Source organism: Amycolatopsis sp. NPDC049868, from assembly GCF_044461365.1.
Taxonomy (GTDB): domain Bacteria; phylum Actinomycetota; class Actinomycetes; order Mycobacteriales; family Pseudonocardiaceae; genus Amycolatopsis.
Window position 1 is genome coordinate 51192 of the sequence record NZ_JBITKV010000019.1, and the last position, 15563, is coordinate 66754.

Here is a 15563-nt window from a genome sequence, read left to right on the forward strand (position 1 = left end):
CGAACCGACCTAGGGACTCCCACGATGTCAAAGGGAATCGAGACGAATATCGCGGCGATCGCCGCGTACGCCCAGAAGCTCCCCTATTACGAGCAGGAAGCGGAGAAGTTCGGCACCAAGATCGACGCCGCCGACGTGACCGATGAGGCGTGGGGTGTCATCGGGATCTGGGCCAAACAGGGCTACACCGATCGTCTCGGCGAACTCCGTTCGCTGATGAACGACATGAAGGACGGCGTCGACGGGTTCATCGCCAAGCTGAACAAGGCCTCCGAGATGTACCGGGGTATCGAGGAAGCCGGAAAGGTCGAGTTCGGCAAGCACGAGGCGACCATCGACGAAACGCTCGGAAAGTAGGGGTCATGACCGAGGAGAAGTCGAGCATCGCCGATGGGCTCAACGTCCAGGCGTACGACGAGAGCATGAGCGCGAACCTCGATCGCGCGATGGGGCACGTGCCGGTGGCGGGCACGATCTACAAATCGGGCAAGTCGATCGCCGGGCACGCCCAGCAGGCGGCCCAGGCGGACAACCCGGCCGAACTGGCGTCCGCGGGTGCCGCGCTGGTCGGAGACGGGGCGGCGTTCGTCGGCGCGGCCGCCACGGACATGGTCACCTTCGCGATGGACCCGATCGGCTGGCTGGTCAGCCACGGGCTGAACATGCTGCTTGAGCTGGTCCAGCCGCTGCAGGACGCGTTGCACCAGGTCACCGGCGACGGTCCGGCCATCGGGCACGCGTCGGAGAACTTCGTGACCCTCGCGAACGGCTTCGTCGCCCTCGCCGAGGACTTCGAGAAGACCGGTGACGCGGCGCTCGCGGACTGGGTGGACGACGCGGGCAAGGCGGCGAAGGAAGCGCTGGGCGACTTCTCCGCCGGGATCCGCGGCGTCGGCTCGGCCGCCGGATCGGTGGCCGAAGTGCTGCAGATGTGGTCGATGGTCATGGTGGTCATCGAGGAGCTGATCAAGGGGATCATCACCGAGCTGATCTCCTGGCTGATCACCATCTGGCTGCCCGCGCTGGCCTCGTCGGTGATCAGCTTCGGCAGCTCGGTCGCCGCCGCGATGACCGCGTCCATCGCCAAGGCCGCCAGCGTGCTGCAGAAGGTGACCAAATATCTGGGCAAGTTCGGCAAGCTGCTCGACACCTTCATCGAGTACCTCGCGAAGTACGCGACCAAGGTCGTGGACATGACGAGGAAGTTCCGGATCGGTACCTACGCCGGTGAGTCGAAGTTCTCGCTGAACGTCCTGGAGAACACCGCCGGGGTCGCGCTCACGCCGAGCAACCGGGTGCTCACCACGATGTTCGGCACCTCGGTCGGCGCGCGCCCGCTGGTCTCCGGCGCGGCCGTCAAGGGCGGCATCGGAGCCGGGAAGGCCGCATACACCGAGGGCAAGGAAGCCGTGACGCCGGAGGGGGAGAACGAGCCGTGGTTCAACAAGAGCGAGATCGGCGGGGACAAGAGCCCGGAGGAGACTCGGGGGAACCTCGACATCTGAGCGAGTCCCGGCAGCGGGCGGCGGAAAAGATCTTCGCGCATCAAGAGCGCATGGAGGACAAGGCGGAGAAGGCCCTGGTCCGTCCTGGTTTCCGTGAACGGGTCGAGGAACTGATGGCCGGCCAGTGGCGCGAGCCGGTCCTCGTGCTGCGGCTGGGCGACACCGACCTGGGTTTCGACGTGCCCGGCAGGCGCCTCGACGGCACGGTCAAGGGGAAGCGGCTCGTCCGGCGGTTCTTCTGGAACGTGTTCCGCGGCATCGGCGGCGCGGTGGTCTACGTCTTCGCGCTGCTGAACGGTGCGGGCAGCGGCGGCGGCAAGGGTGGTCACCCGTTCCAGCGGGAGATCCGCGTGAAGGGCCCGGCGAACGCGATGGTGCTGGAGCCCGCCGACCGGATCCGGAAGGCGAGCGGGCCCTGGCTGGTGTGCTCGCCGTCCGCGATCGCGGTGGTGGACACCGGTTCGACCTACCGGGACCTGGCCGACGCGCCGCCGCCGGAGATCCTCTGGCAGGCAAGGAAGCCGCAAGCGCCCGGGATCGACTTCCGCAAACGCGTCATCACCTGGCCTGACGGTTCGAGTTTCGCGTTCACCCTGCACGGCCGCACCGAGGAGCGGTATCTGCGGGAGCGTTTCGAGTTCCCGGACACCATCCACTGGACCGGACGACCGGACGCCGCGAGGTAGCGGCGCCCTGAAGAAGTAGTACGGACGAGCCGGCGTGTAAGCCGGATCCTGTCCTCGCCCCGCCTTGCGGCTGAGCGAGTGGCGGCCATCCATCTAGGCCCGCCGTCGCCGACGGGCTCGAGCGGCCTACCCGCAGGCTCGGGCGGGCAGCCCTCGATCGCCTGCGCAGGAGCCTCGCGGCTCCCTCTTGACCTTGCTCCGGGTGGGGTTTACCTAGCCGTCCTGGTCACCCAGGACGCTGGTGGTCTCTTACACCACCGTTTCACCCTTACCTCCGCCCGCGAAGCGAGCGGAGGCGGTCTGTTTTCTGTGGCACTGTCCCGCGGGTCGCCCCGGGTTGCCGTTAACAACCACCCTGCCCTGTGGAGTCCGGACTTTCCTCGAACCGGTCTCCCGGCTCGCGGCCGCCCCGCCGACTCGTCCGTCGGCGAATCCTACTGCACGGGTGCGGGCAGACAGTTCAGGTTGCGCCGCCCGTCGGGTTCGACCACGAACCACACGTGGTCGGTGCCCTGCCCGGTCCATTCGCCGGGCCGCGCGTTGGCGAATTTGTAGAGCGGCCAGCCTGCCAAAGTCACCTGTTTGGCGCCCTCGGGACGCTTGATCGTGTCGACGAGAGCCGGGTCGATGCCGGTCACCAGGGGCGTGCCGGTCGTCGTGACGGGGGTCCACACCGCGGCGCAGTCCCCGAGGCAGGCCGAACGGGCCTTGTGCGGGTTGTCGCGTTCGTAGCGGAAGAGCACGGCGCCAGTCTCGTCGAGGACGGCTTGCCCCATCCGGGTCATGTAGACGGCGGTGAGCCGGGTGCCGGGTGGAGCGTCCGCCGGGGTACTGGCACGCGAGGTGACGGGTTGCGACACACGCGGGCTGGGGAGGGCCTCGGTGACCGGGGCGCTCGCCGTCCGCGACGCGGGCTCAGCCGCCTGCCACCACATCGCGGCGCCCACGACGAGCGCCGCGATGACGGCGAGCATGGTCAATCGCGATCGGCGCATCGGGCGTCTCCGTTTCTCCCGGGTGGCTGACGGGGTTCTGTTCCGCGATCTCGCTGGTCCAGTGGCGGACAGCGGACGGGCTGTCGAGCCCGACGACACCCACGAGCCGCCCCTTGCGGACGAAACCGGTGACGGGCCGTTCACCACCGACGGGTGAAGCGAGCGCGACGGTGTCGGTGCCGAGCTTCGGGATGCCACCCGCCTGGATGCGCATGCCGTGCTGTTCGGACCAGAACCGCGGCACCGGCGCGAAAGGCCGCGAGGCCTGCGGGCCGGCGAGGAGGTTCTCCGCGGCCGCCCGGCCCATCTCGACGGCGTTGAGCCAGTGCTCCACCCGCCGCGGCGTCTCGTCGAAACGCAGGTTCGGCCACTGCGCGACGTCGCCCGCGGCGACGATGTTGGCCATCCCGAGCACGTGACAGGTCGGCGAGCAGACGACGCCGTCGTCGAGCGGCAGCTTCGACCCGCGCAGCCACGAGATCGACGGCACGGTCCCGACGGCCACGACGACGCACGACACGTCCAGGATCCAGCCGTCGGAGGACCGCAGCCGCAACCCGTTCGGCGTGGTCTGCCAGCTGTCGATGGACGCGCCCAGCGCCAGCCGCACCCCGCGCGACCGGTGCAGCGCTGAGAGCTTCTGCCCGATGTGCTTGCCGACGACCTCGCCGAGCAGATTCGCCGACCGGCCGATGATGGTGACCTCCCGGCCGATCTCGCGCAGGCTGGCGGCGACCTCGCAGCCGATGAACCCGCTGCCCAGCACCGCGACCGGTCCGTGGTCGACGGCCAGGTTGTCGCGCAGTTCCGCGGCGTCGGCCAGTGTCCGGACGACGACCACCCGCGGATGTCCGTGCGGCACACCGGAAAGCCTTCGCGGTTCGACGCCGCTGGCGATGACGAGCCCGTCGTAGGGCAGCTCTTCCGCCCCGGGCAGATGGACGACCTGGCGGCCCGGCTGCAGATGGGCCGCCGGGGTGTTGAACCGCCATTCGGCGTCGATCTCGTCGGGCCGGGCGAGCATCATCTCCGCCGGCCCGGTGGCGCCGGTCAGCAGCTGCTTGGACAACGCCGGCCGGTGATACGGCGGCTCCGGCTCGTTGCCGACGATCACCAGTTCGCCGTCGAACCGCAGTTCCCGCAACCGTTCCGCGCAGCGCAGCCCGGCCAGCCCGCCGCCGACCACCACGATCCGTTCGCTCATCGTCCCGCCCCCTGCAGACTGCTCAGCCGGATCGCCCGCATAGGACAGGCCCTGGCCGCCGCCTGGGCCAGCGGTATCTGTTTGGCGCCGGGTTTCCGGAGGTAGCGCAGCTGACCGTCACCCTGCAATTGGAAGACCTGCGGCGCTTCGGCCTGACAGATGGCGTAGCGGTGGCATTTCTTGTCGTCGACGGAGATCCGGACCGGTTCGGCCCGGCTGGTTTCGCCTTCGAGCAGCCCCAGCCGGACCAGCGCCCGCGGCGGGAGCACCCGCAGCACGGTGAGCACGACGGCGGGGGTGAGCACGGTGATCCCGCCGAGCCAGACCGTCGCGAGATTCCCGTTCGCGGACGCGCCCAGCCAGGAATGGATCGCCAGCAGGCCGACCGCGAAGTAGCCGGCCTGATGGAACCGCCGCCCTCGGAGATCGGCCGCGCCGCGGCGCACCGCCGCGGTGACCGAGAGGGCGATGAACAGCTCCAGCCCGACGACGCCCGCCGCGTGCCTGGCGAACCCGCCGCCGGCGAACGGGATCAGCAGGGCGAGGACGCCGAACGATTCGTCGTCGAGGAAGAGATAGGACAGTCCGTGGACGACACCGGTGGCGAGACTGAACACGGCGAGTACGACGTGACCTCCGCGTAACGCCTCGTGACCGGTGACGCGCCTGATCCAGCCGGTGGCGCTCAGCACGCCCCACACCAGCGTCAGGCACATCGTCACGTAGGCGAACCGGGCCGACAGGGCGGCGATGTCCCGTACCCCGCTGTCGTGCGGCGACGGGGCCGGGATGACCGCCAGGAGCGCGGCGTTCATCCGCGCCTGCCCGATACGCCGAGCACCCGGACGAGCCCGAACGTCGCGCCCCCGGCGATCCCCGCCATGAGCACGCCGAACGCGATGTCGCCGCCGTCGAGTTCGTCACCGCCGCCGGGAGCGACCATCAGCGAGGTGGTCTCGGCGATCCCGGTGCTTTCGAGCAGGGTCATATGCCGCATGACGGTGTCGACGGCGGTTTGGGCGAAGGACCGCATCGCGTCGTCTCGGGTGGCGGCCCGCACGTGGGAGGCGAGACCGAAGACGCTCCCGTGCGCGGCGCGGGCGCGATTGACGTAGAGGCGGTCGAAGTCGGCACCGGTGGCCCCGGTGATCTCGTCGACCCAGGAACGCTGTTCCACGGTGGGCTCGCCGGGGAGTTCGACGCGGACCTTCGAAGCGAGCGCGCGGACCTGGGCGTCGAGCCGGTCGTGGTCGTCGGCGAGTTTCCGGCCGACCTCCCGTACGCGCTGCCCGTTCCCGCGCTGTTCCGCCTGACGGCTGATCGGCCCTTCCCACAACCCGGCTTGGCGTACCCGCACGAGCAGCTCCCGGTCATGGGAGTCGATTTCCGCGAAAGCATGGGCGGGTGTTCCCACCCATATCACCATGCAGGCGATCACCAGTCCGAGCAGTCGATAGATCATTTCACCCGTCCCCGTTCTCAAAGTGCCTCACTGGGAGTACGGCGAACCGGAGCGGCCGGTTCGATCTAGCCCGGACAGGCCAGTGTGATGTGCATCACACGACACATTTAGAACCGTTTATCGCCGCCATACGTACCGGACGACTAAATGTAAACGGAGCACTACTGCACATGGCCCACGGCGAAAGTCTGCGCTACGGTGTACGAACCCGTGAAATCCTCCACAGCCGGGGAGGTAGCGAACTTTATGGAAGCAGTGGGCAGAGGATGCCGGTTCGATGGCGACCATCGGTCGAACGAGGTTTCCGACGAGCTTATTTCGGTACTGTACAAGGATTTCCGGGACACCCTGTTCGGGCAGGTGATGTACCTGACGGGCCATGATCAACAATGGACGGAAGACGTCGTCCAGGAAACACTGATCCGCGCCTGGCAGCATTCGGACACGTTGAACCGCGAGCCGGGAATGTTGCGCGGCTGGCTGCTCACGGTCGCCAAGCGGATCGTGATCGACGGCTGGCGAAACCGGCGCGCCCGCCCGCAGGAGGTCGAGCTGGACAGTTCCGAAAACGCCGAAATAGCGGACCAGACCGAACAGTCACTGTCCGCACTCGTCATTTCCGAAGCGCTACGTTATCTGGACAGCAAATATCAGGCTGTCATCTACGAGACGTATCTGACCGGGCATACGGTCCGGGAGGCGGCGGTGATATTGGGGATCCCGGAGGGAACGGTCAAATCACGGCTGTACGCGGCTATGAAGACATTGCGACGGTCGTTAGGAGAGCTGGGTTCGCGATGAGGAAGCGAAAGGTGAAACACACCGACGTGGCGGCGTACGTGCTCGGTGTGCTGGACCGCGCGGAGGCTCACGCCTTCGAGAAGCATTTGAAGGGCTGCGTGCGATGCGGACGGCAGGTCGCGGAATTCGCGTCGGTGGAAGACGCGCTGGCGAAGGCCGACCTGCGCTACCTGTCCCCCGTCGCCACGCGATGTCGCGGCCGGCTGTCGACGATCACGGCCAACCTCGTCGTGGTCTTCCTGGCGTGCGTCGTCGCGGCCTTGATGTCGTCGCAACGATCGTCCCGGCGGGTCTCGTCGGATGCGGACATCTCGGCTCCTGCTCCCCTCGACGACCAGCGATTACTCCCGTTACCGCTTACGTTCGAGTAGTCTGCCGCAAGCCGACACGAAGGTCTCTACGGTGCATACCGAAGTAAATCCCGAGAGTCCCTTCGGCGGGCCTTCGGTACCGAAGCGTCGCGCCGCCGGGTTACTGGGTCGAGACAGCGAACTCGACACGATCACCGGCCTGTTCCGCGCCGCCCTGCACGGCCGCGCCGTCAGCGCGGTGGTGGTCGGCGAGTTCGGCATGGGCAAGTCGGCGATGCTCACCGCGGCCGGTGAGCTCGCCGGGGCGGCCGGGTTCACCGTCGCGATCGCCACCGCGTCCCGGCTGGAAACGCACCTGAGCGGCGGTGTCGGCCGCCAGCTGGTCGAAGGGCTCACCCACGCGCCCCCCGAACCCGGATCGCCGCGACCGCGCACACCGCATGCGGCCGAAATCCTGCCGGACCACCCTCCCCGGACCGAACGGGAACAGACGGAGGCGCTCGACGCCTTCTTCCACACCGTCCGCCAGGCCGCCGAACAGGGACCGGTCTTCCTCGGCATCGACAACATCCACCTCGCCGACCCGTGGTCGATGCGCTGTCTCGCCTACATCCGGCATCGGGTCGAGCGGTTGCCGGTGCTGGTCGTGCTGACCTCGCTGATCGGGCATCTGCAGACCGGCGAGGTCGCCCTGCTGGAGATGTCCGGCTGCACCCCGGCGACGATCCTGCTGCGCGGTCTCGGGACGCGGCACGTCGCCGAATTCCTCCAGGTCTCCGCCGGACGGTTCGCCGAGGAATGCCGCGAGATCACCGGCGGCAACCCGTTCCTGCTCGGCGCGCTGCGCCGCCGCCTGGTCCCGGGGATGGACCTGGACACCGCCGGGTCGGCGATGATCGGCGAGGTGCTGCGGGTCCGCATGCACGAGTACACCGCCGCGCCGAAGATGCTCGAAGCCGTCGCGATCCTCGGCGAGGACGCGAGTTTCGACCTGCTGGCACAACTGGCCGGGGTCGACGAGAGCACGGCGCTGGAAGCCATCGACACGATGGTGCGCGTGCACCTGCTGACCAACAGCCACCGGCCGGCGCTGACCTACCGGTTCGTCCGCAACTCGGTACTCGCCGACATGCCGCTCACCACCAGGGCGGTCACCCAGTCACGGGCGGCGCGGCTCCTGCACGACGCGGGTGCCGCGCCGGAGCGGGTCGGCGTCCATCTCCTGGAGGCGACCGCGATCAGGATCCCTTGGGCGGTCGACGTCCTGCGGCTGGCAGCGCGGCATTCGGTGGTCGAGGGCGACCCGGAGCTGTCCGTCCGGTTCCTTTCGCGCGCGCTCGAAGAACGGCTCAGCGAACGCAAGCGGATGGCGATCCTGCTCCAGCTCGCGCACGCGGAATTCCACTGTGCACCGGATTCGGCGCCGGCCAGGGTGCGCGAGGCCGTCGACCATATCGACGACCGGGAAACGGCGGCCTTCGTCGCGACGGCCATGATCCTTTCCCTGTGCTGCGGCCCGGACGCGCGGCTGGCGATCAACTCCGCCGGCCAGTTCGCCGCGCGGCTCGACGCGGGCGGGCCCGACGCCGTCTGGCCGCTGCTGTGCATGACCTATCTCGCCGAGGCGGGCAGCAGACTCGGGCCACCGCCGGACTTCCGCGATTTCGAACGGCAATGGGCGCCGCTGAACGATCCCGCCGCGCAACAGAGCCGATCGGGCCTGCTCGCGCTCGACACGGTGCGCGGCGGGAAGTCCTCGGCGGACGCCGTCCGGCATTTCGGGGAGGCGTTGTCCGGCGAACAGCCCGAACTGTTCGAGCAGCCGTATTTCTTCACGCTCGCGACGGCCGCGCTCGCCGACGAACCCGCGCTCACCGACAAGCTCTGCCAAGTGCTCGATACCAAACGCCTGCCGTGGGACTTCCACGTGCCGAAAGGCGCCCTCGCCACCCTCGCCCGCGGGATCGCCCTGCAGGCGGGCGGAGACCTCGTGCGCGCGAGTGTCCACTTCGAATCGCTGGTGCGGCAGTTCGACGAACGCGGCGCCACCAGCCGTTGCCCGATCGCGGTGCTGTGCGCGGGAAGACTGATCGAGGTCTCGGTCGACCTCGGCCGCCACGACGTCGCGAACGGGGTGCTGGACAAAATCGATTTCGGGGCCACACAAGCACTGTTCACGCACAACTACCTGCTTTACGCCCGAGGCAGGCTCCGTGCGGCCACCGGTGAACCGGAACTCGGGTACGAAGACCTGCGCGGCTGCGGCCGCCGTCTCGAACACCACGGCATGCGCTTCCCCGGTTTCGCCCCTTGGCGGGCGCACGCCGCCCGCACCGCACTGGCGCTCGGCCGCACCGACGCGGCGGCCCGGCTCGCCGAGGAGGATCTCAAGGCCGCGGAGCGCTGGGGAGCGCCGAGGATCCTCGGCGGCGCGCTGACCACGGCCGGCCTCGTCCGCGAGGACGAAGAGGGCGAACGCCTGCTCACCAAGGCCGTCGACGTCCTCGGCGGGTCGACCGCGAAACTCGCGCTGGCCGAGGCGCTGACCGAACTCGGCGTGCTGCAGGCCCGGCACGGGCAGGCCGAGAAGGCGATCGGCACGCTGCGGATGGCCGCGCAATCGAGCAAGCACTGCGGGGCGCGGCCGCTCGCGAGACGGGCCGCGGAGGCTTTGCGGGACGCGCGGACGAGTCTCACGACGGCGAAGGACAACGAACACGGCCTCACCAAACAGGAGTACCGCGTCGCGCTGATGGCGTCACAAGGTCTCACCAACCGGGAGATCGCCGAAGCACTGCATCTGACCCGCCGCACCGTCGAACTGCATTTGTCCGGGGCGTACCGCAAACTGGGGATCACCGGGCGTACCGAATTGAGTTCGGCACTCGGGCGGTCTCAGCGCGTGGACACCGATTGACGGTTTCCGGGGGCGGCGGGTTCACTCCGCGGCATGCCGGGAATCGAATCCGAACCACTCAAATTCGCCTATTGGGTCCCCAATGTGAGCGGCGGTCTGGTCACCAGCGACATCGAGCAGCGCACCGACTGGGGATACGAGTACAACCGGGATCTCGCCGTCCTCGCGGAGAACAGCGGCTTCGAATACGCGCTGAGCCAGGTCCGCTACACGGCCAGCTACGGTGCCGCCTACCAGCATGAATCGACCGGGTTCAGCCTCGCGCTGCTGCTCGCGACGCAGCGGCTGAAGGTGATCGCGGCGGTCCACCCCGGGCTGTGGCATCCCGGCGTGCTCGCGAAGTTCATCGCGAGCGCGGACGTGATCTCCGGCGGGCGCGCGGCGGTCAACGTGGTGAGCGGCTGGTTCAAGGACGAATTCACGAAGCTCGGCGAACCGTGGCTGGAACACGACGAACGGTACCGTCGTTCGGAAGAGTTCATTCGCGTACTGAAGGAACTCTGGACGAACGACCACGCCGAATTCACCGGCGATTTCTATCGGATCCACGATTTCGACATCAAACCCAAACCGGCCGCGCGGCCGCATCCGGAGATCTTCCAGGGTGGCAACTCCACCGCCGCACGGAAGCTCGCGGGCCGGGTCTCCGACTGGTACTTCAGCAACGGCAAGGATTTCGACGGCTTCAGCGAGCAGGTCGAGGAAGTCCGCGGCTACGCGGCCGAGAACGACCACGCCGTTCGCTTCGGGCTCAACGGCTTCGTGATCGCACGGGAGACCGAGAGCGAGGCGAAAGCCGTGCTGCGCGAGATCGTCGAGAAGGCGAACACCGAGGCCGTCGAGGGCTTCCGCGGCGCCGTCAAACAGGCGGGAAGCTCCACATCGGACAAGAAGGGGATGTGGGCCGACTCGGAGTTCAAGGATCTGGTGCAGTACAACGACGGCTTCCGCACCGGGCTGATCGGCACGCCGGAGCAGATCGCGGACCGGGCCATCGAGTACAAGAAGCGCGGGGCGAACCTGCTGTTACTCGGCTTCCTGCACTACCTGGAGGACGTGGAGCACTTCGGGAAGCACGTGCTGCCGGTGATCCGGGAAAAGGAGGCCGACCTCGAACGCAATTAGTCCTCTGGATGCAGGGGTTTACGGCAGGTAGACGGTCTGGCCCGGGTGCATGGTCGGGCCGCAGTCCTTGAGCGGGCCGCCGAAGCGCGCCTTCTCGACGTCCGGCATGGTCTTCGCGGCGTACTCCTGCACGGCCTTCAGCTTCTCCGGGCTGGACACGGCGTCCTTGCGCACGAAGTCGCCGTTGCGCGGCCCGCTGCCCGGGTACACGAAGATCGGCTCGTAGTCGCGGTCGATCCGCGGGTCGACGGTGATGCCGTTCCCCGCGGCCCACGGGCCCCACGAGTGGATGAAGGTCGGCTTGACCTTGTCGAACACGTAGTCGCGCAGCCCCGGCACGTCGCCCTTCTTGAGGAAGTCCGCGACGTCCGCCTCGACGAGCCCGGCCATGTCGACCAGGTGCAGACGGCTGGTCATCGACGAGCCGCCGAGGTCCGGCAGCAGCAGCGACGCCTGCTGGAGGCCGAGGATGTCGGCCATGGTGTTGAAGCCGCGGCCGAAGCGGTCGGCGATCAGGCACGCGGGCACCGTCGGGACCTCTTGGAACTTCTTCGACGCCGACGCGAAACCCATCCCGGACGGGATCGCGGCCGCGACCAGCACGAGCACCACGACGGTCCGCAGCGCCGCCCGCGAACGGCGCAGGAGTTCACCGGCGGCCAACGTCCCCGCCAGCACGGAGAGGATCCAGATCGGGGTCGCGAACCGGTGCTGGCCCATCCAGTCCGGGACCATCACGCCGTACGCGATGATGCCCAGCGCCAGCGGCACCAGCAACGCGATCAGCGCGCGCCGCCATTCCGCCCGGACCAGCGCGTAGCCGATGGTCAGCGCCAGCAGGATCGTCCCGGCGACACCGGCGTAGCCGACCAGCTCGAACGGCTGCTTCAGCGCCGAAAGCCCGGGCAGGCCCTGCCCCTTCGCGATGGAGGGGTTCGCCAGCAGCCTGCCGAACTCCGCGATCCGCCAGGCGAGATACGCCCCGAACGGGATCGCGAACGCGACCACCGACACCACGACGAGCTTGATGCTCCGCCCCAGCAGCGGCTTCCGCAGCTGGAACAGGACGACGAGCGGGTACGCGCCGCCGTAGATCAGGCCTTCGGGGCGGGTCAGCGCGGCGAACGCGACCAGCACCCCGGACCAGACGGCGACCTTCGCGGTGAGCACGGTGTCCTTGCGGACCGCCACGAACAGCAGCACGGCGAGCCACGCGACGGCCATCCCGAACAGCGAGTTCTCCAGACCGGAGATCGTCCAGATGACGAACGACGGGATCGCGGCCAGCGTCAGCCCGACGACCAACGTCGCCAGCCAGGCGAAGCGCGCGAAGACCTGCTTCGCCGCGACGTGGCACGCGGCCAGCGTCCCGGCGGTGAACAGGAGCCCCAGCAGCTTCGGGAAGAGCACGTAGTCGGGAAGGCCGAACAGCATGCCGCTGTCGAAGATGCCGACGAGCTTGCCGAGCGCCAGCATCACGAGCCATGTCGAGTTCGACCAGCCCTCGACCGACGGCTGCCCCGGCTGCAGCACCGGGCCGATCCCGTCGGCGAAGCTGCGCGCGTAGGAGAAGGTGATGGCCGCGTCGTCGACGATCCAGTGGCCGTAGAGGGTGGCGTGCCAGGCCAGCGCCGCCACCCCGGCGAGGACCGCCAGGTACGGCGCGACACGGGCGGCCAGGCCACGACGGGCCGGCGTCTCCGCCGGGTCGGGCACGTCTTTTTCGGAAGCTTCGCTGAGTGCGCTCGCCGTCATGTCCCCGTCTTTGCCTTTTCGCTCACGTGCCGTCGCCGAAACTGTAGCCAATACCCCATCGGCCGCCCGCGACACGTCATATCCAGGCGTGATCCGCGCCACACCCCTCTGCTAGGAAAGATGCGAGATGTCGTTCACCAACCGGACCGAGGCATTGCCGTCCGGGTAGAACTCGACGATCGACAGCGAGGCCAGGTCCAGATGCAGGCGGAACAGCAGCGACGGCCCGGCGTCCAGGCCCATCCGCAGCAGCGCCTTGATCGGCGTGACATGGCTGACCAGCACGATCGTCCGGCCGCCGTACTTCGCGATCAGCTCGTCGCGGGCCTTGCGGACCCGACGGTGGACGCCGTCGAAGCTTTCCCCGCCCGGCGCCGCGATCGAGGTGTCGGAAAGCCAGCTGGACTGGAATTCCGGGTCGCGGTCCATGGCCTCTTTGAAGGTGAGGCCCTCCCAGTCGCCGAAATCGGTCTCGATCAGCCCGGGGTGGGTCTCGACCCGGCCGCCGAGCGCGTCGGCGATCGCCTGCGCGGTCTGCTGGGTGCGGATCAGCGGTGAGGCGATGATCGGCGCCGCCTCGCCGTCGACGACCAGGCCCTCCATCGCGCCGAGGCGTTTCGCGGCGGCGGCCGCCTGCTGCTTGCCGTGCTCGGTGAGCGGCACGTCGCCGCGGCCGGAGTACCGCTTCTCGACCGACATCGCCGTCTGGCCGTGCCGCACGAGGAGCAGTTTGGTCGGTGTCCCGGTCGCGCCGGTCCAGCCGACGGGGCTGACCCTGTCCTGCTTCACGGTCTTCTTCGGCGCTTCCGCCTGCTTCCCGGCGTCCATCGCTTCGTTCGCGAGCCCGTCCGCGTGGGAGTTCTCCGCGCGCGGGATCCACTCGTAGCGCACGCGCGAGAACCGCGCCGCCAGCTCCTTGGCCTCGGCGTTCAGCGGCTGCATCGACGGGTGCTTGACCTTCCAGCGCCCGGACATCTGCTCCACCACGAGCTTCGAGTCCATCCGGACGTCCACTGTGGACGCTCCGAGCTCGGCGGCCGCGGCGAGCCCGGCGATCAGGCCGCCGTACTCGGCGACGTTGTTGGTCGCGATGCCGACGTAGGCCTTGCGCTCGGCGAGCACCTCGCCGGTGGCCGCGTCCTTGACGACCGCGCCGTACCCGGCGGGCCCCGGGTTGCCCCGAGAACCGCCGTCGGCCTCGACGAGCACGTGGTCGGTCACAGGCCGGACTCCAGGGTGCGCACCAGGATGGCGCCGCAGTTCTCGCACTGGATGACGTTGTCCTCCGGGGCCGCCTTGATCTCGGCGATCTCGCGGCGGTCGATGTCGAGCTGGCAGGCGCCGCAGCGGCGGGCCCGCAGCAGCGCCGCGCCGATGCCCTTGTGCGCCCGGACCCGCTCGTAGAGCTTCAGCAGGTCTTCCGGGAAGCGCGGCAGGAGCTTGGCGCGGTCTTCGTCGCGACGTGCCTTCGTGGTGTCGAGATCGGTGAAGTGCTCGTCGCGGCGCCCGATGGCTGCGGCGACCTCGCCCTCGGCCTTCGCGACCTCGGCGCTGGTGCGCTGGGCGTCGAGTTCGAGCGCCTCGCGGCGTTCCATCAACTCCAGCAGGTCGTCCTCCAGCGCGGACTGACGCCGGCTGAGGCTGTTCAGCTCGTGCTCGATGTCGGTCATCTGCTTCGCCGCGACGGAACCCGATTCGAGGAGTTTGCGGTCGCGGTCTCCGCGAGCGCGCACCGACTCGATCTCCTTCTCCTGGCGGGCGATCTCGCGGTCGAGATCGGACGCCGCCGTCTGGACCGAGACCAGCGCGTCACGTCGTTCGCGCACCGTCTTCTCGCCCGCGTCGATCTCGGCGATCTCCGGCAGGGTGCGGCGGCGGTGGGCGGTACGCGAGAGTTCGGCGTCCACCTTCGCGAGTTCGAGCAGCTGGCGCTGGACGGCGGGGTCGGCCTTCACGGTGCTCCTTGGAGTTCTTAGTGCTCGGTTCGGGTGGCCCGTAGCGTCCACGGGTCGGTGCACCGCGTGGAGACGTGAACGTCGACGTTACCCGCAAACGCGGCACGGACGACGCCCGAGGCTTGCTCGCACCACGGCCACTCGCTCGCCCAGTGCGTGACGCCGACCAGGGCGGGGACTTCGGCGATGTCGGCGAGGTGCTCGCCGGCGGGATGATGCCGGAGATCGGCGGTGACGTACGCGTCGACCCCGGCGGCGGTGGCCCGCTTGAGATAGCTGTCGCCGGAACCGCCGGAGACGGCGACACGGCGGATCGGGCGGGCCGGATCGCCCGCGCCGTAGACGCCGGGCTCCGTGCGGGGCAAGGCGTTCGCGACGCGTTCGACGAAGGCGGAGAACGGTTCGGGCGCGGGCAGTTCGCCGATGCGGCCGATGCCGGTGACCCCGTCATCGCGGGGGTCGAGCGGGCCGAGAACGGTCAGGCCGATGGCGTCGGCGAGCGCGTCGGAGACGCCGGGGGACGCGGAATCGGCGTTGGTGTGCGCGCAGTAGAGGGCGACACCGGCGCGGATCAGGCGGTGCACGAGGCGCCCCTTCGTGCTGTCCGCCGGCACGCCGTGGACTCCGCGCAGCAGCAGCGGATGGTGCGCGACGATCAGCTGCGCGCCACCGGCGATCGCCTCGTCGACCGTCTCGTCGACCGGGTCGACGCAGAACAGGACCTTGTCCACGTGCTCGGCCGGGTCGCCGCAGACGAGTCCGACGGCGTCCCACGATTCGGCGAGTTCGGGCGGGTACGCCTGCTCCAGGGCGGCGATGACTTCGGCTAGCGCGGGCACCCGGGGAT

Annotated in this window: 15 protein-coding genes and 1 other RNA gene; 7 read left to right on the forward strand and 9 right to left on the reverse strand. The window is 68.9% G+C overall.

The annotated features are described in order from the left end of the window. Positions 1-24: 24 nt before the first annotated feature. From ACIBTM_RS42275 to ACIBTM_RS42285, 3 genes are read left to right on the forward strand one after another with little or no spacing between them, the layout of a single operon-like run. Complete coding sequence (locus tag ACIBTM_RS42275) at positions 25-357, forward strand: hypothetical protein (RefSeq protein ID WP_395882763.1); 333 nt, start codon at positions 25-27, stop codon at positions 355-357. A 5-nt stretch (positions 358-362) separates the two neighbouring features. Then, complete coding sequence (locus tag ACIBTM_RS42280; RefSeq protein ID WP_395882764.1) at positions 363-1505, forward strand: hypothetical protein; 1143 nt, start codon at positions 363-365, stop codon at positions 1503-1505. Between the two features lie 50 nt (positions 1506-1555). Beyond that, the gene (locus ACIBTM_RS42285; RefSeq protein ID WP_395882765.1) at positions 1556-2191 is read left to right on the forward strand and encodes a hypothetical protein; all 636 of its coding nucleotides are present in this window, start codon (positions 1556-1558) and stop codon (positions 2189-2191) included. A 21-nt stretch (positions 2192-2212) separates the two neighbouring features. Here ACIBTM_RS42285 and rnpB read toward each other — a convergent pair. From rnpB to ACIBTM_RS42310, 5 genes are all read right to left on the reverse strand, one after another. Then, positions 2213-2611: RNase P RNA component class A (gene rnpB / locus ACIBTM_RS42290), an RNA gene on the reverse strand. Positions 2612-2625: 14 nt separating this feature from the next. Further along, the gene (locus ACIBTM_RS42295) at positions 2626-3186 is read right to left on the reverse strand and encodes a hypothetical protein (protein ID WP_395882766.1); all 561 of its coding nucleotides are present in this window, start codon (positions 3184-3186) and stop codon (positions 2626-2628) included. After that, complete coding sequence (locus tag ACIBTM_RS42300; RefSeq protein WP_395882767.1) at positions 3107-4390, reverse strand: NAD(P)/FAD-dependent oxidoreductase; 1284 nt, start codon at positions 4388-4390, stop codon at positions 3107-3109. Before ACIBTM_RS42300 ends, ACIBTM_RS42295 begins: the two co-directional genes overlap by 80 nt. Further along, the gene (locus ACIBTM_RS42305) at positions 4387-5205 is read right to left on the reverse strand and encodes a ferredoxin (RefSeq protein WP_395882768.1); all 819 of its coding nucleotides are present in this window, start codon (positions 5203-5205) and stop codon (positions 4387-4389) included. Before ACIBTM_RS42305 ends, ACIBTM_RS42300 begins: the two co-directional genes overlap by 4 nt. Then, the gene (locus ACIBTM_RS42310; RefSeq protein WP_395882769.1) at positions 5202-5852 is read right to left on the reverse strand and encodes a DUF4142 domain-containing protein; all 651 of its coding nucleotides are present in this window, start codon (positions 5850-5852) and stop codon (positions 5202-5204) included. Before ACIBTM_RS42310 ends, ACIBTM_RS42305 begins: the two co-directional genes overlap by 4 nt. Positions 5853-6098: 246 nt before the next feature. Between ACIBTM_RS42310 and ACIBTM_RS42315 the strand changes: the two genes are divergently transcribed. Genes ACIBTM_RS42315 through sfnG form a run of 4 tightly spaced genes read left to right on the forward strand, consistent with a single transcriptional unit; the run spans position 6099 to position 11006 of the window. Beyond that, on the forward strand, positions 6099-6653 hold the full coding sequence (locus ACIBTM_RS42315; RefSeq protein WP_395882864.1) for a sigma-70 family RNA polymerase sigma factor: 555 nt from the start codon (positions 6099-6101) through the stop codon (positions 6651-6653). 11 nt (positions 6654-6664) lie between these two features. Beyond that, complete coding sequence (locus ACIBTM_RS42320) at positions 6665-7024, forward strand: zf-HC2 domain-containing protein (protein ID WP_395882770.1); 360 nt, start codon at positions 6665-6667, stop codon at positions 7022-7024. A gap of 31 nt (positions 7025-7055) precedes the next feature. Then, complete coding sequence (locus ACIBTM_RS42325) at positions 7056-9881, forward strand: AAA family ATPase (protein WP_395882771.1); 2826 nt, start codon at positions 7056-7058, stop codon at positions 9879-9881. Between the two features lie 33 nt (positions 9882-9914). After that, entirely contained in the window at positions 9915-11006 is a 1092-nt protein-coding gene (sfnG, locus tag ACIBTM_RS42330) for a dimethylsulfone monooxygenase SfnG (protein WP_395882772.1), read from the forward strand. An 18-nt stretch (positions 11007-11024) separates the two neighbouring features. Here sfnG and ACIBTM_RS42335 read toward each other — a convergent pair whose 3' ends face one another. The 4 genes from ACIBTM_RS42335 to ACIBTM_RS42350 all read right to left on the reverse strand — a co-directional run bounded on the left by ACIBTM_RS42335 (position 11025) and on the right by ACIBTM_RS42350 (position 15555). After that, entirely contained in the window at positions 11025-12761 is a 1737-nt protein-coding gene (locus ACIBTM_RS42335; protein WP_395882773.1) for a hypothetical protein, read from the reverse strand. 111 nt (positions 12762-12872) lie between these two features. Beyond that, positions 12873-13982 (reverse strand): bifunctional RNase H/acid phosphatase, encoded by a 1110-nt coding sequence (locus ACIBTM_RS42340; protein WP_395882774.1) that lies wholly within the window; start codon positions 13980-13982, stop codon positions 12873-12875. Further along, the gene (locus ACIBTM_RS42345; protein ID WP_395882775.1) at positions 13979-14716 is read right to left on the reverse strand and encodes a zinc ribbon domain-containing protein; all 738 of its coding nucleotides are present in this window, start codon (positions 14714-14716) and stop codon (positions 13979-13981) included. Before ACIBTM_RS42345 ends, ACIBTM_RS42340 begins: the two co-directional genes overlap by 4 nt. Positions 14717-14733: 17 nt before the next feature. Then, entirely contained in the window at positions 14734-15555 is an 822-nt protein-coding gene (locus ACIBTM_RS42350) for a Nif3-like dinuclear metal center hexameric protein (RefSeq protein ID WP_395882776.1), read from the reverse strand. Between the last annotated feature and the right edge of the window lie 8 nt (positions 15556-15563).